Here is a 26,740-nt window from a genome sequence, read left to right on the forward strand (position 1 = left end):
GTCATTGCGAGGAGCGAAGCGACGAAGCAATCCATTCTTCCACGCGGGGGATAGATGGATTGCTTCGCTGCGCTCGCAATGACGTTCCCGGAAATCACTTCATCGTCGGGATCGAGAACTCCGCGCCTTCCTTGACGCCGGACGGCCAACGCGAGGTCACCGTCTTGGTCTTGGTGTAGAAGCGGATCGAGTCCGGACCGTGCTGGTTGAGGTCGCCGAAGCCGGACTTCTTCCAGCCGCCGAAGGTGTAATAGGCGATCGGCACCGGGATCGGCACGTTGATACCGACCATGCCGACATTGACCTTGGCCGCGAAGTCGCGCGCGGCGTCGCCGTCGCGGGTGAAGATCGCGACACCATTGCCGTAGTCATGGTCGGACGGCAGCGCCAGCGCCTCGTGATAGTCGTGGGCGCGCACCACCGAGAGCACCGGGCCGAAGATCTCTTCCTTGTAGATCCGCATGTCCTTGGTGACGTTGTCGAACAGCGAACCGCCGAGATAGAAGCCCTTCTCGTAGCCCTGCATCTTGAAGCCGCGGCCGTCGACAGCGAGCGTCGCGCCTTCCTTGATGCCGATGTCGATGTAGCTCTTGACCTTCTCGACCGCCTCGCGGGTCACCAGCGGGCCGTAATCGGCCGACGGATCGACCGAGGTGCCGATCTTGAGCGACTCGACGCGCGGGATCAGCTTCTCCATCAGGCGGTCGGCGGTGGTCTTGCCGACCGGCACCGCGACCGAGACGGCCATGCAGCGCTCGCCGGCGGAGCCGTAGCCGGCGCCGATCAGCGCATCGACCGTCTGGTCCATGTCGGCGTCCGGCATGATGATGGCGTGGTTCTTGGCGCCGCCGAAGCACTGGCAGCGCTTGCCGGTCTGCGCGGCGCGCTCGTAGATGTACTGCGCGATCGGGGTCGAGCCGACGAAGCCGATCGCCTTGATATCGGGATCGTCCAGGATGGCGTCGACTGCCTCCTTGTCGCCGTTGACGACGTTGAGGATGCCGGCCGGCAGGCCCGCCTCGATCATCAGCTCGGCGAGCATCATCGGCACGCCGGGATCGCGCTCCGACGGCTTGAGGATGAAGGCGTTGCCGCAGGCGATCGCCGGCGCGAACTTCCACATCGGGATCATCGCCGGGAAGTTGAACGGCGTGATGCCGGCGACCACGCCGAGCGGTTGGCGCATCGAATAGATGTCGATGCCGGGGCCGGCGCCCTCGGTGTACTCGCCCTTCATCAGATGCGGGATGCCGCAGGCAAACTCGGCGACCTCGAGGCCGCGCTGGATGTCGCCCTTGGCGTCGGGAACGGTCTTGCCGTGCTCGCGCGCCAGCAGCTCGGCGAGCTTGTCGTAGTCGCGCTGCACCAGCTCGAGGAACCGCATCATGACGCGGGCGCGGCGCTGCGGGTTGGTGGCGGCCCATTCCGGCTGCGCGGCCTTGGCGTTCTCGACCGCGGCGCGGAGCTCAGCCTTGGAGGCCAGCGCCACCTTGGCTTGGACCTCGCCGGTCATCGGCTCGAAGACGTCAGCCGTGCGGCCCGACGTGCCCTTGACCTCCTTGCCACCGATGAAATGTCCGATTGAGCGCATGGAAAAACCTCCCTGAAGCACCTGAATCGCCGCTCCTCGCGGCGGGATCGCTTTACAAACCCTATTGACCCTGCATTTTATGGGATTCAAGTCCGATAAATTGCACCATAGATGTGCGGAAATGCTGGATCAAGGCGGCGGCACAATCGACTGGGACGACTTCCGTTTCGTGCTTGCCATTGTGCGCGGCGGGTCGGTTTCGGCTGCCGCCAAGCAGCTCGGCGTCGATCATGCCACAGTGATCCGCCGTGTCGACCGGCTGGAGCGCCACCTCTCCGCAAAACTGTTTGATCGGCGCAAGACCGGCTATCTGCTGACCGAGGCCGGCCAGCGCGTCGCCGACAGCGCGGAGGCGATGGAATCCACCATCGTCGCCAACCAGGAGGCGGTCGGCGGCTCGCGCGCCCACCTCACCGGCACGGTGCGGATCGGCGCGCCCGACGGCTTCGGCAGCCACTTTTTGGCCTCGCGGCTGGTCAAGTTCACCGAGCGGTATCCCGATCTCGATCTGCAGCTCGTCGCCACCGCGCGGCTGTTCTCGCTCTCCAAGCGCGAGGCCGACATCGCGATCAGCCTGACCATGCCGAAGGAAGGCCGCATCGTCGGCCGCAAGCTCCTGGACTACACGCTCGGGCTTTATGCCGCACCCGCCTATCTCGCCCAGGCGCCGGCAATTGTTGCGCGCGCCGACCTGCCGCGGCACCGCTTCGTCGGCTACATCGAGGAGCTCCTGTTCACGCCGGAGCTCGACTATCTGCCGCAGGTCTCGCCGAAGATCTCGGCGAAATTCCGCAGCGCCAATCTGATCGCGCAGCTCAACGCCACCATCGCCGGCTTCGGCATCGCCGTGCTGCCGCACTTCATGGCAACGGCCCACCCCGAGTTGCAGCCGGTGCTGCCGGACGAGGTGCGGATCTCCCGCACCTTCTGGCTGCTGATGCACGCCGACAGCAAGGACCTCGCCCGCATCCGCGCGGTGGCGGACTACATCTACGAGACCGTGGAAGCCGAGCGCGCGCTTTTTAGCGGGGTGTGAGGCGGACACCGTATTATTTCCGTCATCCTGAGGAGCGCGTAGCGCGTCTCGAAGGATGCACGGCCCGGCTGGTGGCCGTCGACCCTTCGAGACGCGCGCGATGCGCGCTCCTCAGGGTGACGGATCGAGTATTAGGCGCGCCGCGCCAGTTGGCGCTAAAGCGCTAATTCACCTTCTTCTTCGCCGGCGCCTTGGCCGCGGCGGCGCGCCCCAGCACCGCCTCGCGGCCCGCGCTCAGGATCTCGTCGGACATTTCGCCGCTGCCGGCGATGCGCGACATTACTATGGTGCCCATCATGGTCGCCAGCGTCGCCATCGCCTGCTTGCGGGCGGTCTTGCGCGGCACGTCGATGATCTGGTCGGCCATCATGTCGATCATCTGGTCGAGCTTGAGGGCAAACGCCTTGCGGGTCTTCGGGCTCTCGCGGGCGATCTCGGCGCCGAGCGCCGGGATCGCGCAGCCCTGGCCGGGATCGTCGCGGTGCACCGCCGAAAGATAGCCGTCGATGATGGTCGAAAGCCGCTTCTCCGGCGGCGTGTCCGCGGCGACCTTACGCCAGCGCTCGATGGCGCGGTCCATCGCGTAGCTGAAGGCCTCGATCACCAGCGCCTCGCGCGAGTCGAAATGCGCGTAGAAGCCGCCATGGGTCAGGCCGGCGTCCTTCATCAGGTCGGCGACGCCGATGCCGTGGGCGCCCCGCTCGCGCAGGCGCGTCGCGGCCTTCTTGACGATCCGCGCGTGGGTCTCCTGCTTGTGTTCTTTCGAATAGCGCATGCCGGTCTCATGGAATGTTTCTAATCATATAATAGCAGATTTGCGGCCGGAATGCTGCAGTTATTTCGCCTTGTCGGCCACTTTCGGTTCCCCGCCGAGCATCGAAAACGTCGCGGTCGCGTGCACCGCAAGATTGCCCTTGCCGTCGCGGACGAAGCCCTCGGTGTAGCTCGTCTGGCGGCCGAGCTTGATCACCTTGCCTTCGGCGCTGATGGTGCCCGAACGTGCCGACAGCGGCCGCAGATAGGTCAGCTTGAGGTCGAGCGTCACCGAGGTCTGCCGCGCCGGCAGCATGGTAGAGATCGCGCAGCCCATCGCGGTATCGAGCAGCGCCGCGGCGGTCGCGCCGTGCAGCAGGCCGATGGTGTTTTCCAAGCTCTCATGCGGCTCGAGTTCCATCACGATGCGGCCCTCGTCGACCACGGCCATGTGGAAGCCGATCAGCTTGGCCATCGGCGGCGGCGGCAACCGGCCGTCGCGGATCGCGCGCATCGCCTCGATCCCGGACATCGGCAGCGCCGCCATCGCTACTGGTCCCGGCGCCTGCCATTCCACCACGCGGGTGCGCGTTAGATCGGGCGAATGAAGGTCGATGCTTTCGGCAGCGGTCATGAGGGCTCCATTTATATGATGCGTATAATTCTATAGATCCGCATCCCTCGGCGCAACCGCCGCACCCGGTCCCTTGACAGAGCCATGCTTTGTCCGGGACATGGCCCAAGTCATTCCGGGGCGACGCAAGCACCAGACCCGGAATCTCGTGATTCCGGGTCTGGTGCTTGCGCACCATCCCGAAATGACTTGTCGATCCATTCCTGCGCCGGGACTTTTCCATGGACATGCTCAATCCCCACTGCGGCATCGCCCGCGACGACAGAGGCGTCGTCCGCCTCACCATCTGCAACGCCGGCAAGCTGAACATCGTGAGTTCCGCGGTCACCAACGGCGTGCGCGAGGGTTTTGAGCATCTGGCCGCCGATCCGAGCATCCGCGCGGTGATCCTGGCCGGCGAAAGCGAGCGCAGCATGATCGGCGGCGCCGACATCAAGGAGATGGCGAGGCTCGACCAGACATCCGCCGAAGCATTCATCAGCCGGCTGCGCGACCTCTGCGAGGCCGTGCGCAAATTCCCGGCGCCGGTGATCGCCCGCCTGCCCGGCTGGTGCCTCGGCGGCGGCCTCGAGGTCGCGGCAGCCTGCGACGTCCGCGTCGCCGCGCATGACGCGATGTTCGGCATGCCCGAGGTGCGCGTCGGCATCCCCTCGGTGATCCATGCCGCGCTGCTGCCGCGCCTGATCGGCTGGGGCCGCGCCCGCTGGCTGATGATGACCGCAGAGAACATCGATGCGCCGACCGCGCTCGCCTGGGGCCTGGTCGACACCGTGGCAAAACCCGGCGGCCTCGACGAAGCGGTCGAGCACACCGTCAAGGCGCTGCTGGAATGCGGCCCCGAGGCGCTGCGGATCCAGAAGGACCTGCTGCGGCAATGGGAAGAGCTGCCGCTGACCGAGTCGGTGAACCTCAGCGTCGGCGTGTTCGGAAAGTCGTTCCTGACCGGCGAGCCGCAGCGCCTGCTGCAGGGGTTTTTGGATCGGAAGCGGTAGCGGTTCAGCACCTGTGGCCCGCATGAGCGCCGCGACATGTCATCTGTAGCCCGCATGAGCGAAGCGACATGCGGGGGCCGGATGCCCCGGATATCGCTTCGCTCATCCGGGCTACGCTGCTGCGGGTGACTTTCGCCGCGCGTTCGCAGGCACCTGCACCGGCCCGAGGTCGGCCCGCCCGTTCAGCTCGATACCGGGATCTCGATCAGCACCAGCGTGCCGCGGCCCGGCTCGCTCTCCAGCGCGATTCGGCCGCTGAGCGACGACACCACGGTATTGAAGGCGATGTGCAGGCCGAGGCCGATATTGCCCCGCTCCCGCCCGGTGGTGAAGAACGGATCGAACACGCGGGCCTGCAAATCCTCGCGGATGCCGATGCCTTGATCGGCGCAGGCGATGCGGGCGAGCGCCTGATCCGGCTGCGTCACCGTCATGGTGAAGCGTCCGCCGCGGCCGTCGGGATAAGCGTGCGCCGCGGCGTTGAACGCCAGGTTGCTGATCACCTGCGCCAGCGCGCCGGGATAGCTGTTCAGAACGATGCCTTGCGGGCAGTCGAGTTCGACGATCAATCCCTGACGGGACAGCAGCGGCCCGAGCTTTGCGATCAGCTCGGAGAGCCATCCGCCGAGCTCGAATGTATGGCGCTCCTCGTCGGCGTGATGGATGGCGACCTGCTTGAAGCTGTGCACCATTTCAGATGCCCGATGCAGATTTTCCGAGGTCAGTCGAAGGCCGTTCTCGATCCGTGCAATGCCCCGCGTCAGGTCGGAGCGGCGAACGGCGGTGCCGCTCAGCGCCTCGCCCATCGCGCGAAGGTCCGCCTCCATGGTGGTTGACGTGGTCAGCGCCAGGCCAAGCGGCGTGCTGACCTCGTGTGCGACACCGGCGACGAGCTGCCCGAGCGAGGCCAGCTTCTCGGCCTGCACGAGCTGCGATTGCGTCGCGTGCAAATCGCGCAACGAGGCTTCCGAACGCTCCTTTTCCTGCTTCAGCGCCTGCGCCGTTCGAAACTGCTGGCGCGCGCGGAACTCGCGGGCGGCGACGGCGTAAAGCGACAGCGCAAAGGCGTTGAGGACCAGGGAATGATTGATGAAGCGCAGCCCCGGCGGCAAAGCCGGCCCGAGCGATTCAGCGATGCACAGCGCAATCCATGTCGTGAGACAGAACACGGCCAGCGGCCCGATCCGCAGCGGCAGCATGGTCGAGACGAACAGGATCACCATCATCACGCCGGGTGCCGCATAGGTGAATCCCGAGGGCAGCACGAGGTAGACGCTCGGCAGCACGCAGCCCGGAACGACGCAATAAACGAGGAAGATCGTCTCGGCCCACGGCTTCATCGCGGGCACTGAGAGCAAGGCGGTGAGCGGCAGCAGGACCAGCACGGCGACCCCGCCGCGGATCGCCAGCGTGGTCGCCACGACGTCGGGATAGAGCACCCAATCCCAGAACGCATATCCGGCATAGGTGAAGGCGCCGAGCAGCATCGCGACCTGCGTCCAGCCGATATTGCCCCGCACGTACTGGTCGACAAATCGGCGCTCCTCGACGATGTCGTCGAAGCGCAGTCCAAGGCGGGTCAAAAGACGGAGCATTACAATATCAAACGAAAAAGGCCTGGCACTGGAACTTGGCACTGGAAATAGGAGCGTCGAAAATGATCTACGACAGCTTGCCCGCGCTGTCGCGTCCTTTTGGCGCATCGGCGACCGCGGCGCGGCATCGCGCCGCGCCCCTCACCGGGCGTTGGCCGGGGCGTGGGTCGGCCAGAGGTCGGCGCGCCAGTGCAGCGCGATCGCCAGCATGGCGATGAAGCCGGCGGCGGCGAGCAGCGTGCCGGTCGCGGTGTAGCCGATCAGGTCGATCAGGCTGCCGGCGGCGAGCAGCCCGAGCGGCAGGCCGTAGATCACCATCATGCGCACGCCCATGACGCGGCCGCGCAGATGCGCGCTGGCGTTGCGCATCAGCATCACGGCGGCCGAGATCATCGACATGCTCTGCGCGATGCCGGCGAGCAGCAGGCAGGCCATCGCGACCGGCATGGTCCGGAGCTCGACGAACACCAGCAGCATGGCGTACCAGGCGAGCGTCGCGCCGATCAGAAGCCGCGCGATGCGTACCCCGCCGGCCATGCTGAGCGTGATCGAGCCGATCAGCGAGCCCACCGCAAAACTTGCCGAGAGATAGCCGAGCCCGGTCTGGTCGGTATGGAAGATGTCGCGCGCGACATAGGGCAACAGACCGTTGGTGAGCGGGAACGCGGTGAGGTTGGCGAGGAACGCGACGCAGAGTGCGGCGCGCATGCCCGGGCCGCTCCAGGCATAGACGACGCCCTCCTTGAGGTCGCGCAGCAGCTTTGAACCCGGCGCGTCGCCGGCGAGATCGGTCGTGCCATGCGACTTGGGGCGGCTCATGCAGAGCATCAGGATGGCGGCGACGAAATAGAAGCCGGCGATCCCGACATAGACATAGCCGATGCCGAGCGCCGCGAACAATCCGGCCCCGGTCAGGGCTCCTGCGATACGCGCCGAGTCCTGCGTGGTGCGCGCCAGGCTGATGGCGCCGACCAGTTGCTCCGGCGGCATGATGTCGGCGAGCAGCGCGCCGCGCACGCCGAGATCCGACGGGCGGATCACGCCCATGATCGCGACGATGATCATGACGTTCAGCGGGGCGAGATGCCCGGTCAGCGCCAGCGTCATGATGGTGCCGGCGAGCGCCGTATAGGCAAAGCGCATCACGGCGAGGAGATCGCGGTGCCCCATGCGGTCGCCGATCATGCCGACGACCGGCGCCACTAGCGTGCCGACATATTGTAGCGACGCCAGCACGGTCAGCAGCAGCACCGAGCCGGTCTCGACCATGATGTACCAGCCGAGCACCAGCGTCTCGACCTCGAACGCCCAGGAGGTGAGCAGATCGGACGGCCATTGAAAGCGATAGCTGCGGATGCGAAATGGCGCGAGCGCGGAGGTCCGCGTGGTCCCGCTCAAGACGCGATGACGCGTGTCACGGCGTGTCCTGCCCTTTTTCCTTGTTCTTTTGGGTCTTGCTTCTCGGTCGTGCTTGCGGCGCTTTGAATCCGTCTTGAGTCGCTTGGGAAAACGCCCTGTTCCGGCAGCGTAGCGCCGAGGCGATTGGTGTCAATCGAAGCCGCCGCATGCGGCCATGCACGATGGTATCCGCAGCGACGGGATAGCGCAGCCTCGCGAAGCGCAGGCCCTACACCGGCTGCACGGCGCGCCGCAGCATGAAATGGGTGGGTACGAAAGCGAGCAGCGGCAGGCCGATCATCAGGCCGGCCAGCCACACCAGCGGCGGCACGAAGCCTTGCGCCGCCCTGTCGCTGGTGCCGAAGACGTAGTTGATGTTGACCGGAGTCATGCCCGGGTCCGGCCGCGGTCCCGGCATTACAAAGTAGCAGATCAGCAGCAGCGCCCATGCCAGCACGCTCCAGGCGATCAGCGCGCGCTGGTCATAGCCGAGCCGCCAGACCAGGAACAGCAGCAGGAACGGCAGCCAGCCGTGGAAGCCCGACAGGAATCGCAGGAACAGCGACAGGTTCTGGTCGAACATGTAGTCGGTCATTCCGGTGAGCGAGTAGCCGGCGACATGGGCGAGAAAGTCGATCACCCAAAATGTTTGCGGCACAAGGAGTCCGACGGCGCACATCGAAATCAACAGCGCGCTCTCTGTCCAGACCCCGATCAAGGTGAGGATCAGGCAGACGTCGCAGAAATACAGAAAGTTGGTCGGCCCGTAGCAGTAGGTGTACACCGGCACCAGGACGGCCATGAAGGCGCTGAAGCCGATCTTGACGGAGAGCGGAATGCGGGCGGACGGCTGCTCGACGGCGATCACGGACATTGCGGTGGGACTTTCCGTTGCACAATCCGCCAGCCCTAGCGCCGGATCGGTAAACAGACCCGTATTCCGCAACCTTGAATTGATCAGCGCTCGGGAATTCGGTTAACGCCAACTCAGCGGCGCCGGTACAGTTTTATCCGCCCGCGCTCGAGGTGATCGTGCTAGCATGCCTGTTCCGAGGCAGCGGAGGACGACATGAACGCCTTCGAAGTTTTCGCGATCTACCTGGCGCCCTTTGTGGTCATCGCGATCGCAATCCGGCTGCTGATGAAGCGCTATGCCGTCGACCTGCCGCACGTGCAGAAACAAGCGGGCTCCGCGCCGAAGCGACGATTTCTGCTCGGTGCCTGGCGGTCGGATTAGGTCAGATCGCAGACAGGCTCGGATGCCGCCGCCCGGCGAAATTCTCAATCACTGATTTGCCCGACGACGCAAGCGAAGACCAATCCAGTGTATGGTTTGTCCGTCTCACCCGATCGAGGGGCGAATCGCGATCGTCACGAACGTGGGTCGAGATGCGGACACCTATTCGGTGTCGTCCCTGCCTAGTGCGCAATTGCGCACGGGAGCAGGGACCCATAACCACAGGCCGTCATTGTTGAGCGACGCCCGAACAACGAGTCCCATTCACAATATCCGCTGCGGAGTATGGGTCCTGGCTTTCGCAGAGACGACGCCTGGGAAGCAACCGTGCGCTCTCATTCTCCCCGGCATCATCATGAATCGAGGACCATCCTCATCGTCGTCCTGGCGTAGGCCAGGACCCATTACCCCGAATCTCAATTGTTGCGCGGCGCTGGGGCCCCGATCCGGTTCGTCACTGAAGGCGGTGGTTATGGGTCCTGGCTTTCGCCAGGACGACACTGGTGATTGTGGAGCATCCCATCCCCAACTCATGCGAACACGACATTTTGTCATGAGAGCCGCAGTTGCATTTTTTGCATTGCATCATATGATGACAATAATTCAATCAAATCCCCGGCATTGAAGGGACTCCTGCCATGGCAACCAGCACCGATCCCATCGTCATCCTCTCCGCCGCCCGCACCCCGCTCGGCCGCTTCATGGGCGAGCTCGCGCCGCTGCCGGCGCACAAGCTCGGCTCGCATGTGATCGGGGCTGCGCTCGAACGCGCAAAACTTGCGCCCGAGCGCATCGACGAGGTGTTCATGGGCAACGTGCTGCCCGCCGGTCAGGGTCAGGCCCCTGCCCGCCAGGCCGCGCGCGGCGCCAGACTGCCGGATGCCACCGGCGCCACCACCGTCAACAAGGTCTGCGGTTCCGGCATGAAGGCGACCATGCTGGCCCACGACATCATCAAGGCCGGCTCGGCCGAGATCGTGCTGTCCGGCGGCATGGAGAGCATGAGCAATGCGCCGTATCTGTTGCAGAAGGCGCGCGGCGGTTATCGCGCCGGCCACGACCGCATCATCGATCACATGATGATGGACGGGCTCGAGGACGCCTATGAGACCGGCCGCTCGATGGGCGATTTCGGCGAGGCAACCGCGGAGGCCTATCAGTTCACCCGCGCCGACCAGGACGCGTTCGCGATGGAGACGCTGAGCCGTGCCCGCAAGGCGGTCGAGGGCGGCGCCTTCAAGGCCGAGATCGCGCCGATCACGCTCGCCGAGAAGGCCGGCCCGCGCATCGTTGCCAATGACGAACACCCGCTGAAGGTCGATCCAGCAAAAATCCCCGGCCTGAAGCCGGCGTTCCGCGCGGGCGGCACCATCACGCCGGCCGCCTCCTCGGCCAATGCCGACGGCGCCGCAGCGCTGATCCTCAGCCGGCGCTCGCTCGCCGATCGCGACGGACTGCCGGTTCTGGCCGAGATCAAGGGCCACGCCACCCACAGCCAGGAGCCGCAGTGGTTCACGACGGCGCCGATCCCGGCGATCAGAAAACTGCTCGACAAGGTCGGCTGGAGCGTCGGCGATGTCGACCTGTTCGAGATCAACGAGGCGTTTGCGGTGGTCGCGATGGCGGCGCAGCGCGACCTCGGCATTCCCAGGGACAGGCTGAACATCAACGGCGGCGCCTGCGCGCTCGGCCATCCGATCGGCGCCACCGGCGCGCGGCTGATCGTGACGCTGCTGCACGCGCTGGAGGCGCAGAACCTGAAGCGCGGCGTTGCCGCGCTATGCATCGGCGGCGGTGAAGCAACCGCGATCGCGGTCGAGCGGGTCGCTCAGTAATCTTAATGCTTCTTGTGGATCACCCTGGCCGCAGGCTCACTCCGCCTCTCCCGCGTGCGGGGGAGGCCGCGGCGCGAGTAGCGCGCGGCGGGTGGGGGCTCTCCCCACGATGTGACTCGCGGAGAGAGCCCCCACCCCAGCCCTCCCCCGCAAGCGGGAGAGGGAGCGCGGCGTGTTCGCGGTTGCGACCGCGGCTCAATCCTATCGTTCTCCAACACGTGTCCTAAAACGAGGGAACTATGGCATTTTAGCCATGGCTCCCTCGTGCCATATTGCGCATCACGCAGAGCTTTCACCGCAATCGATCTGGAACACAATGATCTCGAACTGGCTTGCTTCCGCCCTCGCCCGCCGCAACATCCACTACGGCTGGGTGATGGTCGCCGTGACCTTCCTTGCCGCGCTGATCTCCGCCGGCACCGTCGGCGCGCCCGGCGTCTTCATCGTGCCCCTGCAGAAGGAGTTCGGCTGGTCCACCGCCGAGATTTCCTCCGCGCTGTCGATCCGCTTCATCCTGTTCGGGCTGATGGCGCCGTTCGCCGCCGCGCTGATGAATCGCTACGGCCTGCGCAACGTGACGCTGGCGGCGCAGCTGATCGTGGTCTGCGGACTATTGGCCTCGCTCGCCATGACCCAGGTCTGGCAGCTCATCCTGCTGTGGGGCGTCGTGATCGGGATCGGCACCGGGATGACCGCGCTGGTGCTCGGCGCGACCATCGCGGCGCGCTGGTTCGTGGCGCGACGCGGCCTCGTGGTCGGCATCCTCACCGCGAGCGTCGCGACGGGACAGCTCGCCTTCCTGCCGCTGCTTGCGACACTGACCGAGCGCTACGGCTGGCGTGTCGCGCTCGGGCTGGTCTGCGTCATGCTCGGCGTCGCCGCCTTTGCCGTGCTGATGGTGATGCGCGACCGGCCGAGCGACGTCGGGCTGCGTCCGTTCGGCGACGAGGGCACGGCGCCACTTGCCGCGCCGCCGCCGGCCAATGCGCCGATCGTGGCCGCCGCGCTGGGCACGCTGCGGGACTCCGCGAAGTCGTCGGTGTTCTGGATCCTGTTCGCGACCTTCTTCGTCTGCGGCGCCTCGACCAACGGCCTGGTCCAGGTTCATTTGATCCCGATGTGCCTCGATTACGGCATCCCGCAGGTGCAGGCGGCGAGCCTGCTCGCCGCGATGGGGATCTTCGATTTCTTCGGCACCATCGTCTCGGGCTGGCTGTCGGACCGCTACGACAACCGCTATCTGTTGTTCTGGTATTACGGCCTGCGCGGGCTGTCGCTGCTGTTCCTGCCGTTCTCCGACTTCACGTTCTACGGACTGTCGCTGTTCGCGATGTTCTATGGCCTCGACTGGATCGCGACGGTGCCGCCGACGGTGCGCCTCACCGCGCAGCGCTTCGGCGCCGAGCGCGCCAATCTGGTGTTCGGATGGATCTTCGCCGGCCACCAGCTCGGCGCAGGCGCCGCCGCTTTCGGTGCCGGACTGTCGCGCACGATCTATCAGAGCTACCTGCCGGCGTTCTTCATTGCCGGTGCGCTGTGCATCTTTGCCGCGCTGATCGCGCTGGCGATCGCGCGGCCCCAGCCGAAGTCCGTGGCCGAGTCGAAGCCGGTCGCGGCCTGAGGCCGCTTCCCGCGCGACGTGCGCCGGGTCAGTACGACAGGATAGTGCGCATCCCGAACACCACGCTGTCCTTGATCCGATGCGTTTGCGTCGGATCGTTGGGATCAACGGCGCCGCCGCCGGGATGGGCGATGTATTGAAACATCGGCTGCATGGTGAAATTCGGGTTCACCACGTGCTGGTAGGTGATCTCGAGAATCGCCTCGTAGTCGCGGATCGGATACGGCGTGCCCGTGAAGATCTGGGTGTCGCGGTCGAGCGCACGCGCGGCGTCCGAAATCCTGGCATAGATCGCGGCGATGCCGAACCGATCGTCCGGATATGTCTCGCTGAAGCCGGTGAACAGGAAGCCGCCGTCGACATAGGTGCTGATCAGATTGCGGTCCGATGGGCTGACCGAGGCGCGCATGAAGAACGCCACGCCCTTGTCAGCGTCCGGCCTGGCGCGCGCAAGCAGCTGCTCGTAGACCATGAAGATGCCGTTGTCCCGCCGCAGCCATCGCGTGTCGCCGGAGCTGTCGGGATCAGCGAGCGACAGCCCGTCGGCCGAGAAGCGCTGGTCGGCAAACGAGCCCATGTGATACCAGGCGCCGCCGGTGATGGTCGCCGGCAGCCTGCTCTCGCCGATCTCGAACTTGTATTTGAGCTGGCCGATCCACCATGGCGGATCGTTGACCCGGAAATTCAGCCCGTGGGCGTTCAAGATCTGTGGATCGTCGGCCCCCTGCGGCGGCGAAGCCGAGCCGTCGAACAGTGCCAGATAGGCGGTGATGCGGTCGGACAGATTGGCCTTGAACCGGATGCCGGGCACCGCAAGTGGCGGCGACGGCCCGCCGGCCGGCAGAATGGTGCCGACAATGCCGGGCCAGCCGAGCGCCGAATTGATGAAGATGTCGTCGTACTGGCTGTCGATGAACTCGACGTCCGAGCCCTGCTGGCCGACGCGAACCGAGAGTTTGCCGCCGAGCAGCTTCTGCTCGATCCAGAATTCATAGAGCCTCGTCGCCGGCAACGACTCGACGCCGGACACCAGGAACAGGTTGCCGACATAGCTCCGCGACAGCCCGTCGCCGTGGATCTGGTACATGTTGGCGTGGAAGGTCGCGCCGCTCCAGCCGATCGCCTTCTCGAGGTCGATGGTGGTGCCGAGATCGAGACGGCCGGTATAGGCCGCGCCATTGCTGACGCCGCCGGAGACGTTGGCAAAACCCTCCCCGATATAGGTCAGGCTGAACTGGTAGCCGGCCTCCTCGAGCGCAGCCCGCGTATCCGCAATCCGGTCGGCGGCGGGCTTGTCCTCCGCATGCGCCGGCGCGCCGAGCGCGAGGGCCGCGGCCACCAACATCGCGCGGGAAAGAACGCTGCACATCGGGAATACCGCGGTGCGCTCGCGCTATTTGACGATGCCGAGCCGCCGCATCAGCAGATAAGCCAGCAGCGCCGACCCGGCCAACAGGCCTGCGGCCACCAGAAATCCGCTGTCGACATCGGTCAGCGGCAATCCCTTGGTGTTCATGCCGAAGATGCCGGTGACGAGCGTCGGCGGCAGCAGCATCATGGTGACGACGGACAACGCGTGGAGGTGCTTGTTGCTCTCCTCCTCGAGCTTGAAGCGCAGCTCCTCCTCGAGCAGGCGGCTGCGCTCGTGCAGTTCGACGATGTCGTGGTCGAGGCCGTCGAGCCGCTGCGCGAGCTTGCCGGCCTGCAGCCGCAGCGCCGGACTGAGATTGTCGGTGTTCTTCTGCTCGAGCCGGTGAAACAGCACGCGCAGGCCGGCGAGCTGGCGATGCAGGCGCACGCAGGTGCGGCGCATCCGGCTCAGATTCTTGCGCAGCTCCGATCCGGTATCCTCGGCGAGCACCCGCTCCTCGATCGCATCGATATCGGTGCCGATTTTGTCGGCCATGCGGTCCATGGTGTCGGCGATCTCGTCGACGATCTTCTCCAGCAGCACCGCGACGCTGCCGACGCGATGGCCGCCCTCGAGCATGCGGCGCGTCGCATCGGCGGAGCACAGCGCCTGATGGCGGCCGCTGACCAGGAGGCGTTCGGTCATCGCAAAGCGGAGGAAGCCGGTCTCGCGGGTCGCGGCGTCGATATCCCGCACCAGATCGGAAAACACGCCGTAGACGCAATTGTCGACGACGTGGATCTGCTGGAAATTGTCATTCGACAGCAAGAGGTCCCGCGCCAGCTGCGGGATGTGCATGTTGGCGAGCCATGCCCGGGTGCGGACGTCGGTCAGGTTGAAGTGCAGCCACAGCCTTCCGTCATGGCTCGGCTCGATCGGCGCATCGATCGGAAGCGCCTCGGCACGGCCGTCGTGATGCAGGCGGAACGCCCAGACCAGACCGGGGACCGCCTCGCGGGTCAGCAGCGACCCGACCGGAGCGGGAGGTGGATCAGCCAGCATGGCCCGCCCCCAAGGCAATCGATAACGCAACCGCGCGAAATGACATGTTCAAGACCTCGCCCACGCGCAACGCTGAGCAAGCGCGTCCCTTCGACGGAACATAGGAGGACGCGCCTGTTACAGTTTTATGTCAGCGACCGCCCTACTCCGCCGCAAGACCGGTCGGCGCCGTCGCCTCCGCGGCCTCCTTGTTGTAGTCATGCACGACGCGGCCGAACGGCAGCGTCAGATCGGCGAGGAAGTGGTGCGCGCCGACGACACGCTTGACCGGGAAATCGGCGACCGGTGCATTGACATGCGGCACCAAATGCAGCCGGCCCGGTCCGATCCAGGAGCCCTTGACGACGATGTCGGTCAGGTTGATCGCGACCAGCTGGCAGACCTCGAGATGCCCGTCGACGCCGGGGATCATCTTCAGATTAACTTGCGTCTTCGACAGCGTGGCGCGGGTGACGTCGCCATTACCCGCCATGCTCTCGTGCTTGTAGCCCATCGTGCCCATCGCAACGAGCTGGCCGGCATATTCCAGCGTGCCGGTCAGCGTGTCCTTGACGATCTCGAGCTTGGGATGAGCGTACTTCTTCGGAAAGCCCCAGATCTCGCGGCCGGCCGCGATCGGCGGATCATCGTCGAGATACATCTGGCAGACGAAGTTGACCTCTTCGCCATGCAGGCGCGCGGGGATCACGAGGCCGGACTCGGTGTAGCTGCCGAAGCCGGAGCTGTCGGGCATCTTGATCCATTCGTAATGCACGATCGCCTGCTCGATCGGCTCCAGCGGCTCAGGCAGGCCGGCGCGGATCAACTCCGGATCGGTCTCATAAGTGATGACGAGGAATTCGCGATCGATGAAGCGATACGGACCGGCAGGATAGCTCGGGCCGGCGGCCGGCATCGACGGAAGCTTGAGCAGATCTTCCCTGCGCATCGCAATGACCCCCTGTTTGAAAAGTTTGCGCGAAAGCTAGCGGCCGAGATTGACAGCGATGTGAGGAATTTCCGTCAGGCGCATGACCGCGGTTGCGCTTGCGTGACCCGCGTTTCGTTGATGAGGCCAATGCTAACCATGCAGGCGGGCATGCCGGATGCGCCGAGCGCGGGCGTTGCATTTGTCATCACGGCGTCATCGGCGAGCTGAATTCTCGCCGCAAATTCTGGAGTGTCTGATATGGACGCGCGAACCCCGCATTTCGACGACATCGATCACGCGACGCCGGGTTGGCGTCCGGAAGGCTGCGATCGCGTGGCCCTGGTCCTGCAGGGCGGCGGCGCGCTCGGCGCCTATCAGGCCGGCGTCTATCAGGCGCTGCATGAATCCAACATCGAGCCGGACTGGGTCTGCGGCGTCTCGATCGGCGCGATCAACTCCGCGATCATCGCCGGCAATCCGCCCGAAAAGCGGCTCGAGCGGCTGCACACATTCTGGGATCGCATCACCAGCCGCAAGATCTGGCACTACACCCCGGACGGCGACATCTTCCGCAAGGCGCGCAATTTCACCAGCTCATGGCTGACGACGACGCTCGGACAACCCGGCTTCTTCACCCCGCACCAGGCCAATCCGTGGTTCAGCCCGGCCGGCGCGCGCACCGCCACCAGCTACTACGACACCACGCCGCTGCGCGAGTCCTTGCTCGAGCTGGTCGATTTCGACCGCATCAATTCCAAGAAGATACGCTTCGCGGTCGGCGCAGTGAACGTGCTCTCCGGCAACTTCATCTATTTCGACAATGCCCATGACGAGATCATTCCCGAGCACATCATGGCGAGCGGCGCGCTGCCGCCGGCGCTGCCGATGGTGAAGGTCGGCACCGATCATTTCTGGGACGGCGGCATCGTGTCCAACACGCCGCTGCAGCATCTGCTCGATCAGGAAGACAACAAGAATTCGCTGGTGTTCCAGGTCGACCTGTTCCCGGCGCGCGGCGCGCTGCCGCGCGACATCCAGGACGTGATGGCCCGGCACAAGGACATCATGTATTCGTCGCGCACCCGCTACAACACCGACGTCTATCGCAAGACCTACAATCTGCGCACCGCCCTGCACAATGCGCTGGGAAAAATCCCCGACGATCAGCTCTCGGACGAGGAGCGCCAGCTCAAGAAGGCAAACGCCCGGCTGCCGGGCATCACGCTATTGCAGCTGATCTATCAGCAGAAGGCCTATGAGGGCGACGCCAAGGACCACGAATTCTCCGGCACCTCGATGCGCGAGCACTGGGTGAGCGGGCACGAGGACACCAAGCGCTCGCTGAAGCGGCGCGAATGGATCAAGATGCCCGAGAACGGCATGGGCATCGTGATCCACGACGTGCATCGGGAAGCGGAGTAAATACGTGTCGTCATTGCGAGGAGCGCAGCGACGAAGCAATCCATACCTCAGCACATGGTGATATGGATTGCTTCGCTACGCTCGCAATGACGATTGAGGAGCCGCTTACGGCCGCGTCGACATGTTGCTCGGCGGACCAGCCTTGCGGATCGGTTCGGCGAGGCGCGCGAACTCGCAGAGCAGCGAGCGCGTCTTGCGCGGATCGATCACCTCCTCGACCCAGAACTTCTCGGCCGAGCGGAACGGCGAGCGCAGCTTGTTGAGGCGATCCTCGATCTCGCGCAGCTTGGCGGCGGGATCGGTGGCCGCATCGATCTCGGCGCGATAGGCCGCCTCGATACCGCCTTCGAGCGGCAGCGAGCCCCAATAGGCCGACGGCCACGCATAGCGCATCGAGAAGCGATTGGCCGGCTGATGCACCACGCCGGCGACGCCGAAGGCGTTGCGGATGATGATGGTACACCACGGCACCGTGCTCTGGTTGACCGCCGCCATCGCCCGCACGCCGTGGCGGATGGTCGCCGTCTTCTCCGCCTCGAGCCCGATCATGAAGCCGGGGCAGTCCATCAGATAGACCACCGGCAGATGGAAGGTCTCGGCGAAGTCGACCCAGCGCACTACCTTCTGGCAGGCGTCCGCGGTCCACGAGCCGCCATAGTGGAAGGGATCGCTGGCGAGCAGCAGCACCGCCCTGCCCTCGATCCGCGCCAATCCGGTGATGATCGGCCGGCCGAAATTGCTGGCGACCTCGAAGAACGAGCCTTTGTCGACCACCGCATCGATGATCGGCCGCATCTTGTAGACCTGCCGGCGGTTGCGCGGCACGGCCTTGAGCAGCGATTCCTCGGCACGCTCCGGATCGTCGGTGCAGGGAATGGTCGGCGGCAGATCGTAGACCGACGACGGCAGATAGGACAGGAAGCGCCGCGCGTAGTCGAACGCCTCCTCTTCGGTCTCGACGGCCTGATCGATCGCGCCGGCGCGGGTCTGGATGTCGGCGCCGCCGAGCTCCTGCTTGGTCAGATCCTGACCCAGGCGCTTCACCACCGGCGGGCCGGCGACGAACATCGCGGAGCTCTTGGTCATGACAGAGTAATGCGTGGCGGCAAGCCGCGCGGCACCGAGGCCCGCGACGGAGCCGAGCCCGAGACCGACCACCGGCACGCGGGCCAAATTGGCGGTCGTGTACCAGTACCAGCGCGTGCCGCCGACGCCGCCGGGCAGATTGGCGGCGCCCCTGGTCTCGATCGTCTTCACCGAGCCGCCGCCGCCGGAGCCCTCGATCACGCGAACGATCGGCAGGCGGAAGTCGTGCGCCATCTCCTCCGCCATCAACGGCTTGGCGGAAATCGATGCATCCGCCGAGCCGCCGCGCACGGTGAAGTCGTCGCCGACCACAACGACGGTGCGGCCGTCGACCCTGGCGCGGCCGAACACGCAGTTCGCCGGCGTCAGGTGCTTGAGTTCGTTGCTCTCGTCATATTCGGCGATGCCGGAGATGGCACCGACCTCATGGAAGCTGCTCTGGTCGACGAGCTTGTCGATGCGCTCACGAACCGTGAGCCGGCCCTGGTCGCGTTGCCGCTTGACCTTGTCAACGCCTCCCATCTCCCGCGCGAACGCTTCGCGGCGGGCGAGGTCGTCGAGTTCCGGCTTCCAGTTCATTCACTGCTCCCGTCTTGAGGATTTTGTTGTTGTTATGGGCGGTCACCGGAAGCGACTTGCGTTCGATCCGATTGCTGAAGATGTCGCCGTCGGCGCCTTCGAGCAGGCTGCCGAGTGCGGCGGCGAGTTCGACCATTTGCGGTGCGACCTCGCGATGCAGCCGCGCCTCGTCATACATCGCCGAGAGCAAGCCGATCGTGGTGACCACATAGGTCTGATACTGCGGTGACCACAGCGGCACCGCGACGCCGTTGATGTGCGGGCTCCACAGGCCGCAGGCGACGACGTAGCCGTGCTCCTGCAAATGCCGGCGGTTGGCCTCGATGCGCGGCGTCAGCATCTTGGCGCTTTCGGGCAACTCGCCTTCCATCTCGGCGATCAGGGCGTCGCCGACCGCGGGATCGAGCGCGGCCGTGTAGGCGTGGCCGGCCGCGGTGGTCGCCATCGAGATCCGGCTGCCGGTGGCCTCATGCAGGCCGAGCGCGTTGGCCGCGCGGGCGAACTCCAGATAGACCAGATGAAAGCGATCGGGGATGACGAAGCCCACCGTGCCGGGCAACTGATCGGCGACATCCTGCAGGCGCAGCCGGATCAGATTGCGCAGCTGCAGCCCCTTCATCATCGTGGTGCTCATCGCGACCGCGCTCGGGCCGATGCGATATTTCTGGTCGCGCGGCAGATAGACGAGCTGTCCCATCCGCGTCAGCGTGTGTGTCAGTCGCGACACCGTCGAACGCGGCAGGCCGCAGCGGTTCGAGATCTCGAGATTGCCGAGCCGGGCCTCGTGTCCCTCGAAGCACCGCAACACATCGAAGGCGCGCGACACCACCTGGATGACATCGCCATCGCCTGTCTCGCTGGCGAGCATTCCCTGCCTGCTAAGCCGTTCCGAGCGCCTTCCCATCTGTTTGGCTCCATTCCGTCCTGCGGAATAAAATTCCACTTGCAGAAGAAGCTACCTCAGGCAATCTGCCGCCACAACAAAAAGCCGTTCGCCGGATGAAATTTCCGCAAGACGGTATCGGAGAGTGGAATGCCAGAGATCAAGGTTGTGACCGAAGTTGCCGGGCGCGTTTGCGCGCTTCCTGTCGAGACCGGCAGCAGCATCGGTAATGGCGACGAGATTGCGTTCGTCGAAGCGATGAAGATGGAAATACCGGTCACGTCGACGACAGCAGGCAAAATCAAGTCGATTCTGGTCAAGATCGACGATGTCATCGCCGAAGGCCAGGCGGTTGCGATCGTCGAGACCTGAGATCCCACCCCTGCCATCCGGCCGCGACAATCTGTCCGGTGATGCAGCGGCCGAAATCGCCGGCTTGCGCCGGAGGTAGCGTTGCCATCGCCGGATCACGATGCAATCATCCCGCCCGGAAAAGTTTCGCACAGCGAAACAAAGGGAGGAATTATGATCCATCGGCTGATGGCGCTCGCGCCTGCCGCTCTTGCCGGCATTTCGATCTTCGCTGCCCTGCCCGCCTCGGCCGAGGACATCAAGCTGCCGCCGACCATGGCGGTGACCGCCTACGACACCGGCACCGCCGGCTTCAACATCGCGGTCGGCGTCGGCAAGATGATGAAGGACAAATACGGCACCGATGTCCGCGTGCTGCCGGCCGGCAACGACGTCGCGCGGCTCGCGCCGCTGCGCGCCAAGCGCGCGGTCTCCTCGGCGATGGGATCGGGTACCTATTTCGCGCAGGAAGGCGTGTTCGAGTTCGGCGCCAAGGAGTGGGGCCCGCAGCCGCTGCAGCTCATGCTGTCGTCGGTGGACTGCAATTGCGGCGCGCTCGGCGTGGCAGCCGATGCCGGCGTCAAGGAAATGAAGGACCTTCGCGGCAAGCGCGTCGGCTTCGTGGTCGGCTCGCCGGCGCTGAACCAGAACTCGCTCGCGATGCTCGCGTTCGGCGGCCTCACCCAGAAGGACGTCAAGATCGTCGAGTTCGCAAGCTACGGCGCGATGTGGAAAGGCCTGATCAACAACGACACCGATGCCGCGTTCGGCACCACAATCACCGGCCCCGCCAAGGAAGCCGAGACCTCGCCGCGTGGCCTGATGTGGCCGCCGCTGCCCGCCGACGACAAGGAAGGCTGGGCACGGGTGAAAAAGGTCGGCTCGTTCTTCTTCCCGCAAACCGCAACCTGCGGCGCCGGCATCTCGCCGGACAAGCCGATCCAGCTCGGCAATTACCCCTACCCGATCTTCGTTGCCTATGCGGCGCAGCCGGTCGACCAGATCTACGCGATCACCAAGGCGATGATCGTCAACTACGACGCCTACAAGGACTCGGCGCCCGGCGCCGCCGGGCTCGGCGCCGACCGGCAGACCAAGAACTGGGTCGTCCCCGTGCATCCCGGCGCGGTGAAGGCGCTCAAGGAAACCGGCCACTGGAGCGACGATCAGGAGGCGCACAACAACACGCTTTACAAGCGCCAGGAGGTGCTCGCCGCCGCCTGGACGGATTACGGCAAGTCGAACCCGCCGTCGGACGACAAGGCCTTCCTCGATGGCTGGATGAAGGCGCGCGCGGCCGCGCTTGCGAAAGCCAATATGCCCAATGGCTTTGAGTGAGACCCGCCAACGCGCGATGAGATCGGGTTAATCGTCATCGCGCTGGCGCCCGTTTGAGCATGGTGCTTCCGGAAAACCGCTTCGCACTTTTCCGGATCATGCTCTAGGCTACGGGCAAAACGGACAACATTGGGGGAAGCGTAATGCCCGAGAACGCCGCGGCTGCGCCTGCGAAAAGAATCGAGTTTGAAGATCCGCATGCCGGTCTCGACAATCTGCAGGAGGCCGAGGTCACGCGCGTGCGCACCCTGCGCGGGGTGTGGCGCTGGGCGCTGGTGGTCGCAACCGCCGCAACCATCCTGCTCTGCATCAACCAGCAATTCTCGCTGCGCTTCTTCATCGACTACACCCAGCTCAACACCGAATATTTCTATCTCTTGATCGCGTTGATGCTGCCCTTCACGTTCCTGATCTTCCCCGGATCGGAACGCGCGCCGTTGAACCGCATCCCCTGGTATGATCTCGCGCTCGCCGTGGCGACCTTCGCCGCCTCGATCTGGCTGATGCTGAACGTGCGCAAGGCGGCGCAATATGGCTGGGAGTCCGACGGCGCCCCGAGGAACGTCATCATCGCCGGCCTCGTGATGTGGGTGATGCTGATGGAGGCGCTGCGCCGGACCGGCGGCTGGAGCCTCCTGCTCAGCGTGCTCCCCTTCACCGTCTATCCGCTGTTCGCCGAGGCCAGCTGGCTCGGCCCGTTCCGCGGCTCGCAGCTCACGCTCGACCAGACCACCGCCTATCACGTGCTGTCCGGCGAGAGCCTGCTCGGCATTCCGATCCAGGCCTTCGCCGACACCGTAATCGGCTTTTTGGTGTTCGGCACCGCGCTGATGATGACCGGTGCCGGAAAATTCTTCATCAACCTCGCCTTCGCGCTGTGCGGCACGTTCCGCGGCGGTGCCGCCAAGGTCTGCATCTTCGCGTCCGGCCTGCTCGGCATGATGTCGGGCTCGATCGTCTCCAACGTGCTGACCGCCGGCACGATGACGATCCCGGTCATGAAGAAGAGCGGCTTCCGCGCCTCCTATGCCGGCGCGATCGAGGCCTGCGCCTCCACCGGCGCCGTGCTGGCGCCGCCGGTGATGGGCGCCACCGCGTTCGTGATCGCGCAGTTCCTCAATATCAGCTACGCGGAGGTCGCGGTGGCCGCGATCATTCCTGCGGCGCTCTACTATGTCGGCCTGTTCATGCAGGTCGACTCCTACGCCGCACGCCACGGGCTGAAGGGCATTCCGCGCGCCGAGCTGCCGCGCGTGATGGATACGATCAAGAACGGCTGGTATTACGTCTTCGTCATTGCGCTCCTGATCGTGATGCTGCTGTATTTCAAGCGCGAAAGCCACGCGCCGTTCTACGCCACCGCGCTGCTGCTGGTGCTCAACCAGATCTTCTCCAAGGAGAGCCGCTGGACGCTCGGGACGATCGGAAAATTCCTCGAGGTCAATGGCCGCACCTTCGTCGAGCTGGTCGGCATCCTCGCCGGTTGCGGTCTGCTGATCGGGGCGTTCTCGATGACCGGCGTGGTCTCCAGCCTCGCCAACGATCTTTTGACGCTTGCGGGCGACAACACGTTCCTGCTGCTCGTGATGTGCGCCTTCACCAGCCTGATCCTCGGCCTCGGGCTGACCACCACCGCCTGCTACATCTTCCTCGCCATCCTGGTCGCGCCCGCGCTGGAGAAGCTCGGGCTGAACCGGATGGCGGTGCACATGTTCATCTTCTATTGGGGCATGCTGTCGTCGATCACGCCGCCGGTGGCGATCGCCTCCTTCGCTGCGGCCGGCATCGCCGGCTCGCCCGCGATGAAGACCGGATGGGAATCGATGTGGGTCGGCAGCATCATCTATTTCATCCCGTTCTTCTTCGTGCTGAACCCAGCGCTGGTGATGCAGGGACCGAGCCCCTATCTCGCCGGCCTCGGCCTGATGGCGCTCGCGGCGTGCGGCACCCTGTTCATCTGCGGCGGCATCCAGGGCTACCAGGCGTTCGTCGGCGACCTCCGCGGCGCCGGTGCCCTGGAATGGCCGCTCCGGGTGCTGCTGGTGATCGGCGGCTTCGTGCTCGCGACGCCCGGCGGCGGCATCAACCCGCTGTCGCAGCTGCAGGTGTCGCTGCTGGGGCTCGCGATCCTCGCCCCGACGGTGTTGATCGCCTTGCTGCTGGTCCGCCGTCAGGCGCTGGTTCCGAACCAGTTGCGCGCGCCCTGATTGCGATGCACAACAGTAGGCGATGAAACGATCGCCTCCTCCCGTCACCGCCACCACCACGGCCTGGTCCAGCTCGAAGCCGCCGCTGCTGCGGTTTCTGCACACTTGTTACGCAGACTTCCTGCCGGAGGCCGCCGGCGCGGTGGCCGACTACATCCCCGAGCTGGGCAAGGCCGACCCCGCCCATTTCGGCATCAGCCTGGCGACGCTCGACGGCCACGTCTACGAAGTCGGCGACACCAGGGTGCCGTTCACCATCCAGTCGATGTCGAAGCCGTTCGTGTTCGCGCTGGCGCTGGACACGCTGGGCGCCGAACGGGTGGAAAGCGTGATCGGCGTCGAGCCATCCGGCGACCCCTTCAATTCGATCCGGCTCAATGCCGAAAACCATCCGTTCAATGCGATGGTCAATGCCGGCGCGATCGCCTGCTCCGGCCTGCTCCACGCCGACAAGGGCGACGCCGCGTTCGACTATATCCGCCATGCGCTCGGCCGCTTCGCCGGCCGTGAGCTCGATGTCGACGAGGCGGTCTACGCCTCCGAGAGCGCCACCGGCGACCGCAACCGGGCGATCGGTTATCTCCTGCGCACCAACAGCGTGATCACCGAGAACGTGCCCGCAGTGCTCGACGTCTATTTCCGGCAATGCTCCATCCTGGTCACCGCGCGCGACACCGCCGTGATGGCGGCGACGCTCGCCAATCGTGGCATCAACCCGCTGACCGAGGAGCAGGTGGTGACGCCCTACGCCATCGCGCGCACGCTGTCGGTGATGACCTCGTCGGGCATGTACGACTACGCCGGCGAATGGATCTACCGCGTCGGCATTCCCGCCAAGAGCGGCGTCGGCGGCGGTATTCTGGCGGCGCTGCCGGCGCGGCTCGGGCTCGGCAGCTATTCGCCAAGGCTCGACAAGCACGGCAACAGCGTGCGCGGCATCAAGGTGTGCGAGACGCTGTCGGCGCATTACGACCTGCATATACTGAACCGCAGCGACGACGCCCGCCACAGCATCATTGCCGACTACAATATCGGCAAGAACCCGTCGCGGCGGGTGCGCCGGCCGCAGGAGCAGGAGATCCTGGCAAGGCACTTCCAGGAGGTTCGTGTGATCGAGCTGGTCGGCACCCTGTCGCTCTCCAATGTCGACTATGTCTCGCGCCGCCTCGCCGGCAGTCCGCGGCCCGAATTCGTGATCTTCGATTTGCGCCGCGTCACCGCGACGACCCGTGCCGGCGCAAGACTGGTGGCCGAAGCGTTCCAGGAGCTCGCCGAGCTCGGCGTCACGGTGATCCTCTCCGGCATCAAGCGGACCTCGCGCGCATGGGCCACGATCAGCGAGTGGACCAGGCGGCTCGGCAATATCAGGGATTTCTACCTGCTCGACACCGCGATCGAATGGGCCGAGGACCAGATCGTCTACCGCTATGGCGGCTCGATCGACTTCCTCGAGACCACGGAACTCTCCGAGCAGCCGCTGCTCGCCGGATTGAGCGAAGCCGAGATCGCCGATCTCACCTCGCTCTGCACGATCCGAACATACCAACAGGATGAAAAGATCATCGCCGCGGGCAGTGAGGCCACCTCACTGTACTTCCTGCGCAGCGGCGTGGTCCACGTCACCCTGCCCGACGGCATCCGGCTCGCGACGCTGACCGCCGGCATGGCGTTCGGCGAGATGGCGCTGCTGGAGCCGAAGCGGATAGCGGACGTGGTCGCCGACATGTCGGCGACCACCTACGAAGTGACGATCGAGGATTTCGAGCGCTTCCGCGAGCGGCATCCGCGCGCCGGCGAGCGGATCATGCGCAACCTCGCGCAGATCCTCGCCGATCGGCTGATCGTGGCGAATGCCAAGGTGGATCTGCTGACGTCGGGGTAGGTCTCTCTGTTCTCCCTCTCCCCGCCCTTCGCGGGGAGAGGATCAGGGTGAGGGACTGCCTCAGCGAAAAGACTGAGAGTTGATCCCGCGGAGGCTCCCCCTCACCCGGATCGCATTTCATGCGATCCGGCCTCTCCCCGCAAGCGGGGCGAGGCAAGGGACCTCTCGCGCAGTTCGCTCTCAGCTCACCACTTCCGTCACCGGCTGCATGTCAATCTCGAACGTCTCGAGAAATTTCGACGTCATGATGTAGAAGCCGACCGAGAGTTGCAGCTCGATCAGTGCGGCCGGCGTCAGCTTCGCCGCGATCGTCTTGAAGGTCGCGTCGGTCGGCTTCTTCAGCTTGACGATCTCGTCGGTGAAGGCGAGCGCAGCGCGCTGCACCTCGTTGAAGCAGGTCGCGGACTGCCAGTCCTCGAGCGCGGCGTTCTGCTCGTCGGTGACGCCGACATTCTTGCCGATGCGCTTGTGCGCGACGATCTCGTAGGGCGCCTCGCAGAGAATGCCGGTGCGCGTGATCGCAAGCTCGCGGACGACGGGATCGAGCTCGCCCTTGTGGCGGATCGCGCCGCCGAGCCGGCAATACTGCTCAAAGTAACTTGGCGAATGCGCCATCATGCGAAAGATGTTGGCGTTGCGGTTCTTGTCGAGGATCTCGCGGGTCCGCGGGTTTGCCTTCGCGGGATCGGAGTAGTCGATACGGGCCATTTCCTAACCTTGATCTTGCTGTCGTTTCTGTCGGGTTCCGAAACACTAGAGCTTTTTCCGTTCCGATGAAATCGGAACGGAGCTCTAGATCCTTGTTTTGACGCGTTTTCTTCACGCGAACCGGTATCAACTTCGCTCGAAAACGCTCTGTACGAGCTGCTGTCGCAGGAGCAACACGCGCGAGTCAAATTGCCGCCGCATTCCCAGACAACGCTGTCACAGTCGATATTCGCTGAGTGGGGACTCGTCAAAAGCGAATACTCGACGCG

22 protein-coding genes are annotated in these 26,740 nt (G+C 65.1%); 10 read left to right on the plus strand and 12 right to left on the minus strand.

The features are described 5' to 3' along the window. Window positions 1-94: 94 nt before the first annotated feature. Window positions 95-1,591 carry a CoA-acylating methylmalonate-semialdehyde dehydrogenase gene (locus J6525_RS00910; protein ID WP_092081799.1) on the minus strand — a complete coding sequence of 499 codons (1,497 nt, stop codon included), beginning with the start codon at window positions 1,589-1,591 and terminating at the stop codon, window positions 95-97. 121 nt (window positions 1,592-1,712) lie between these two features. Between J6525_RS00910 and J6525_RS00915 the strand changes: the two genes are divergently transcribed. Further along, window positions 1,713-2,627, plus strand: coding sequence for a LysR family transcriptional regulator (locus J6525_RS00915; protein WP_225641331.1), 915 nt, complete (start codon window positions 1,713-1,715; stop codon window positions 2,625-2,627). Between the two features lie 163 nt (window positions 2,628-2,790). Here J6525_RS00915 and J6525_RS00920 read toward each other — a convergent pair whose 3' ends face one another. Then, window positions 2,791-3,402: a TetR/AcrR family transcriptional regulator gene (locus J6525_RS00920; protein ID WP_057019760.1), complete on the minus strand. Its 612-nt coding sequence runs from the start codon at window positions 3,400-3,402 to the stop codon at window positions 2,791-2,793. 60 nt (window positions 3,403-3,462) lie between these two features. Next, on the minus strand, window positions 3,463-4,014 hold the full coding sequence (locus J6525_RS00925; RefSeq protein ID WP_225641333.1) for a PaaI family thioesterase: 552 nt from the start codon (window positions 4,012-4,014) through the stop codon (window positions 3,463-3,465). A gap of 221 nt (window positions 4,015-4,235) precedes the next feature. Between J6525_RS00925 and J6525_RS00930 the strand changes: the two genes are divergently transcribed. Continuing rightward, a complete protein-coding gene (locus J6525_RS00930) occupies window positions 4,236-5,006 on the plus strand; it encodes an enoyl-CoA hydratase (RefSeq protein ID WP_092090627.1) in 771 nt (256 codons plus the stop codon). A gap of 182 nt (window positions 5,007-5,188) precedes the next feature. Here the strand turns inward: J6525_RS00930 and J6525_RS00935 are convergent, their stop codons facing one another. From J6525_RS00935 to J6525_RS00945, 3 genes are all read right to left on the minus strand, one after another. Further along, window positions 5,189-6,601, minus strand: a complete 1,413-nt coding sequence (locus J6525_RS00935; RefSeq protein ID WP_225641335.1) for a sensor histidine kinase — start codon at window positions 6,599-6,601, stop codon at window positions 5,189-5,191. A 141-nt stretch (window positions 6,602-6,742) separates the two neighbouring features. After that, entirely contained in the window at window positions 6,743-7,999 is a 1,257-nt protein-coding gene (locus tag J6525_RS00940; protein WP_225641337.1) for an MFS transporter, read from the minus strand. 229 nt (window positions 8,000-8,228) lie between these two features. Further along, entirely contained in the window at window positions 8,229-8,873 is a 645-nt protein-coding gene (locus J6525_RS00945) for a hypothetical protein (protein WP_092090631.1), read from the minus strand. A 195-nt stretch (window positions 8,874-9,068) separates the two neighbouring features. Here J6525_RS00945 and J6525_RS00950 point away from each other — a divergent pair, with 195 nt between their 5' ends. The 3 genes from J6525_RS00950 (at window position 9,069) to J6525_RS00960 (ending at window position 12,692) form a co-directional block, all read left to right on the plus strand. Beyond that, window positions 9,069-9,236, plus strand: coding sequence for a hypothetical protein (locus J6525_RS00950; RefSeq protein WP_225641339.1), 168 nt, complete (start codon window positions 9,069-9,071; stop codon window positions 9,234-9,236). Window positions 9,237-9,874: 638 nt separating this feature from the next. Beyond that, window positions 9,875-11,071, plus strand: a complete 1,197-nt coding sequence (locus J6525_RS00955) for an acetyl-CoA C-acyltransferase (RefSeq protein ID WP_225641341.1) — start codon at window positions 9,875-9,877, stop codon at window positions 11,069-11,071. A gap of 316 nt (window positions 11,072-11,387) precedes the next feature. Continuing rightward, window positions 11,388-12,692 (plus strand): MFS transporter, encoded by a 1,305-nt coding sequence (locus tag J6525_RS00960; RefSeq protein ID WP_225641343.1) that lies wholly within the window; start codon window positions 11,388-11,390, stop codon window positions 12,690-12,692. Between the two features lie 28 nt (window positions 12,693-12,720). On the opposite strand, the gene J6525_RS00965 is transcribed toward J6525_RS00960, so the two are convergent. The 3 genes from J6525_RS00965 to J6525_RS00975 all read right to left on the minus strand — a co-directional run bounded on the left by J6525_RS00965 (window position 12,721) and on the right by J6525_RS00975 (window position 16,033). Beyond that, a complete protein-coding gene (locus tag J6525_RS00965) occupies window positions 12,721-14,037 on the minus strand; it encodes a carbohydrate porin (RefSeq protein WP_225641595.1) in 1,317 nt (438 codons plus the stop codon). A 48-nt stretch (window positions 14,038-14,085) separates the two neighbouring features. Further along, on the minus strand, window positions 14,086-15,105 hold the full coding sequence (locus tag J6525_RS00970) for a transporter (protein ID WP_225641345.1): 1,020 nt from the start codon (window positions 15,103-15,105) through the stop codon (window positions 14,086-14,088). Window positions 15,106-15,247: 142 nt separating this feature from the next. Further along, window positions 15,248-16,033: an acetoacetate decarboxylase gene (locus J6525_RS00975; protein ID WP_225641347.1), complete on the minus strand. Its 786-nt coding sequence runs from the start codon at window positions 16,031-16,033 to the stop codon at window positions 15,248-15,250. Window positions 16,034-16,273: 240 nt separating this feature from the next. On the opposite strand from J6525_RS00975, the gene J6525_RS00980 reads away from it, so the two are divergent. Beyond that, window positions 16,274-17,437: a patatin-like phospholipase family protein gene (locus J6525_RS00980; RefSeq protein WP_225641349.1), complete on the plus strand. Its 1,164-nt coding sequence runs from the start codon at window positions 16,274-16,276 to the stop codon at window positions 17,435-17,437. A gap of 105 nt (window positions 17,438-17,542) precedes the next feature. Here J6525_RS00980 and J6525_RS00985 read toward each other — a convergent pair whose 3' ends face one another. Together J6525_RS00985 and J6525_RS00990 are read right to left on the minus strand one after the other, a co-directional pair. Continuing rightward, window positions 17,543-19,102, minus strand: coding sequence for an acyl-CoA carboxylase subunit beta (locus J6525_RS00985; RefSeq protein ID WP_225641351.1), 1,560 nt, complete (start codon window positions 19,100-19,102; stop codon window positions 17,543-17,545). Next, a complete protein-coding gene (locus J6525_RS00990; RefSeq protein ID WP_075969006.1) occupies window positions 19,032-20,006 on the minus strand; it encodes an IclR family transcriptional regulator in 975 nt (324 codons plus the stop codon). The genes J6525_RS00985 and J6525_RS00990 overlap by 71 nt, the downstream gene beginning before the upstream one ends. A 129-nt stretch (window positions 20,007-20,135) precedes the next feature. On the opposite strand from J6525_RS00990, the gene J6525_RS00995 reads away from it, so the two are divergent. From J6525_RS00995 to glsA, 4 genes are all read left to right on the plus strand, one after another. Then, window positions 20,136-20,357 carry an acyl-CoA carboxylase biotin carboxyl carrier protein subunit gene (locus tag J6525_RS00995; protein WP_076826552.1) on the plus strand — a complete coding sequence of 74 codons (222 nt, stop codon included), beginning with the start codon at window positions 20,136-20,138 and terminating at the stop codon, window positions 20,355-20,357. A gap of 153 nt (window positions 20,358-20,510) precedes the next feature. Continuing rightward, window positions 20,511-21,674, plus strand: a complete 1,164-nt coding sequence (locus J6525_RS01000) for a TAXI family TRAP transporter solute-binding subunit (RefSeq protein WP_225641353.1) — start codon at window positions 20,511-20,513, stop codon at window positions 21,672-21,674. Between the two features lie 143 nt (window positions 21,675-21,817). Further along, entirely contained in the window at window positions 21,818-23,881 is a 2,064-nt protein-coding gene (locus tag J6525_RS01005) for a TRAP transporter permease (protein ID WP_225641361.1), read from the plus strand. 22 nt (window positions 23,882-23,903) lie between these two features. Further along, entirely contained in the window at window positions 23,904-25,763 is a 1,860-nt protein-coding gene (gene glsA, locus J6525_RS01010; protein WP_225641370.1) for a glutaminase A, read from the plus strand. Between the two features lie 180 nt (window positions 25,764-25,943). Here the strand turns inward: glsA and J6525_RS01015 are convergent, their stop codons facing one another. Continuing rightward, a complete protein-coding gene (locus tag J6525_RS01015; RefSeq protein ID WP_028335000.1) occupies window positions 25,944-26,471 on the minus strand; it encodes a carboxymuconolactone decarboxylase family protein in 528 nt (175 codons plus the stop codon). Window positions 26,472-26,740 lie beyond the last annotated feature (269 nt).

The sequence above is a fragment of the Bradyrhizobium australafricanum genome, assembly GCF_020329495.1.
In the GTDB taxonomy this organism is placed as follows: Bacteria; Pseudomonadota; Alphaproteobacteria; order Rhizobiales; family Xanthobacteraceae; genus Bradyrhizobium; species Bradyrhizobium australafricanum.